Here is a 2,863-nt window from a genome sequence, read left to right as displayed (position 1 = left end):
GTCTTGCCGCTGGCGCGGGCGGGCGTGGCGTCCTCGGCGGCGGTGTCGGCCGCTGCGACCGTGGTGGTCTCGCCGCCCTCGTCGTCGTCCGCATCCTTCTTGCCGAACAGGCCGGAGAAGAATTTCTTCACGCCCTTGCCGCCATCGGCCGAGGCCACGGCGACGCCGGCCTTGGAGCCGCGGGCCTGCAGCTCGGCGAGGGCCGCGGCATAGCCAGAGAGGGGGCGTCCATCGGTGCCCACATGCACGGTCTTGCCGTCGGGGAAGACGCGGGCGAGCTGGTCGTGGGTCATGCGCGGCCAGTGGCGTACATTTCCCGTGTCCATATGGACGAAGGGCGAGCCGGAGGTGGGATAGAAGCCCACGCCGCCGCGTTGGAGCCGAAGCCCGGCCACCCGCAGCTCGGTGAGGTTCACCCCCGGAATGTAGAAATCCATGGCCCGGCCCAGCATGTGCTGGGAGAATTTCGCGACGCCGCTGGAACGCGCGCGCAGCATGGAATTGGTTTCGGGCGAGCGGTAGGAGGAAACGATCTGGATCGGCGCCGTGGCGTCGGTCTCGCGGTAGACCTCCCACACGATGTCGAACAGGGCGGGGTCCATCTGCGTGGACTTCTGGTTGCGCCAGTCCCGCAGGAAGTGATTGAGCTGGGCCAGCGCCTCGGTGTCGTAGCGGCCGTTCTTCTTGAAGGTGAAGCTGCCGCTCTCGCCGGAATGGGTGTGGTGCAGGGTGATGGTGCGGGTATCGCCGTTGGCCACCGCATTCTGCAGCGACGAGGTGCCCGCGATGAGGAGGCTTGCCCCGATGGCGACGGCCCGGATCACGGGCAGCCCCTTGAGGCGCACGGATCCCGCGGATGCGGATCCTGTGCGCAGGGATCGGACGGCGGTGATCGCGGAACAGATGGCCAATGTCTCGAACCCGAGGCTCAGATGTCAAGGACGCCGCGACTGTTGCCGCGACGCTATGGGATGAGAGTCTTGTCGGGTTCGGTTAAGGGTGAGTTGACACCCCGCGCCCCCTTGCGACCGAACCGCAGGTTTCCCTGAAGCATCGGTCACGGGTCCGTGAGTTATCGGCGGAGTGTGGCAAAAACGTGCCGGCCCCCGTGTCGGGCTGTGGCTTTGCCGCACCAGGCAACCTGTGACATGCGATATCCACAGGCCGGAAAGCGCGGCAGACTGACGCGTGGCGAGGCTGGCGCCGTTCTTCAAGTTATTGAAAAACAAAGGGATGGCCGTTAGGCCGTCCATGCCGCTGCGGTAGGATGAGACGGCTCAGCGTCTCGGATTCAGCGGGTCTTGGACTCAGCGCGTCTTGGGCGCGGCACTCCGGGTGGAGGTGCCGTCGGCGATTCGCTGCCTGTTGGCGAGGCCGAGCAGGGTCTTGGTCTCGGCGTTGATGCCGTAGAGATCCTCACGCACCGCGAGGCGGCCGGCATCATCCACCACCACGTTGAAATAGACGATGTGCACCGGGAAGCGCTGCTTGAGGTTCACGTAGCGCTCGGAGCTGCCGAACATCTTGCCGATGCGCGCCTGGGTCCAGTTGTCGTTGGGCAGGCCGAGGTTGAAGATCACCTCGCCGAACTTGAGCGGCTCGTAGACCCGCACGCAGCCGTGGCTGTAGGCGCGCCGGTCGTTCTGGAACAGCGCCTTGGACGGGGTGTCGTGCAGATAGACCGAATGGTCGTTGGGGAACATGAACTTGATGCGCCCCAGCGCGTTGCGCTCGCTGGGCACCTGGCGGAAGGAATAGCCGCCGGACCCGTTGCGCACCACCTCGATGCCGCGCCGCGCCAGCGCCGAGGGGTCGGAGCGCAAAAGCGGCATCATCTCGTTGCGGGCGATGGACGGCGGGATGTTCCACGCCGGATTCACCACGATGTACTGCATCTCGCGGCTGAGCAGGGGGGTCGGCGTCTCCGGCTTGCCCACCACCACCCGCGTCTCGTGGATCTCATGGCCGCTCTGGTAGATGCGCACCAGGAATTCCGGGATGTTCACCATCACATAAGTCTCGCCGAGGTCGCGCGGCAGCCAGCGCCAGCGCTCCATGTTGGCGATCACGTCCGACTTCAGGCTGCCGCCGCCCGGAGTGGCGCCGGCATTGAGGGCGGCGATGGTGGAGGGGCCGACGATGCCGGTGGGCTTGATCTTGGACGCCTCCTGGAAGGCCTTCACCGCATCCACCAGCGCCGGATCGTAGGCGTTGTCGTCCGCCGCCCGGCCGGTGATGCCGAGGCGGGTGCGCAGGGTGGGAATGCGCGGGTCGCTGGCGCCGGGGCGGATCTGCGCGCCGGGCGGAACGGCGACCACGCCGGGAGTCTGGCCGGTCACGCGCGCCAGCTGGGCCTTCAGGGCGCGATAGCCGGCATGGGGCGGGTTGAAGGCGGCGAGCGCCGCATTGGCGTCGGGGGCATTGGCCACCTTGGCCAGCACCGCCGCGGGATCGGGGATCTCCCGCACCGGCGTCACCAGCGCCGAGATGCGGCCGGGGTCGAAGCGACCGGCCTGGGCATGCCGTGCATAGGTGAGGACGGCGACGGCAAGCTTCAGCTCGGTGCGGGCAAGATCCGCGGCGGTGGCGCCGGGCCGGGGCAGGGGAACCGCATAATCGGTGGGCTCAAGGCCGTCCTCGCCGGCGGCCTCGAAGCGGGCGATGGCCGCCTTGCCACGGGCGTCGACACCCTTCAGGCCGACGAACACCGGCAGGTTCTGCCGCGCGCCGTAGAAGGCGACGAGGGCCTCCTGCTCCTTCTTCGAGGCGGTGACGCTCTCGGGCGTCGCCAGCAGGGCCGCGATGGCCTCGGCCACGGGGGCGAGGGGGTCTTCGGCCGCGACGGTCACCGGCGGGGCCGAAG

The 2,863-nt window shown here is 68.2% G+C and carries 2 protein-coding genes; both read right to left on the bottom strand.

Features of this window, described 5'->3' with window-relative positions:
- A partial coding sequence (locus K9U41_RS22405) for a DUF882 domain-containing protein (protein WP_432715848.1) occupies nt 1-830 on the bottom strand: 830 nt, incomplete at its 3' end.
- Nucleotides 831-1,307: 477 nt separating this feature from the next.
- A partial coding sequence (locus K9U41_RS22400; RefSeq protein WP_282643050.1) for a L,D-transpeptidase family protein occupies nt 1,308-2,863 on the bottom strand: 1,556 nt, incomplete at its 5' end.

The organism is Xanthobacter autotrophicus, assembly GCF_029991245.1.
GTDB lineage: Bacteria > Pseudomonadota > Alphaproteobacteria > Rhizobiales > Xanthobacteraceae > Xanthobacter > Xanthobacter autotrophicus_C.
The sequence above is the reverse complement of the archived record's forward strand: the minus strand, read 5'-3'. Positions and strand labels throughout refer to the sequence as shown.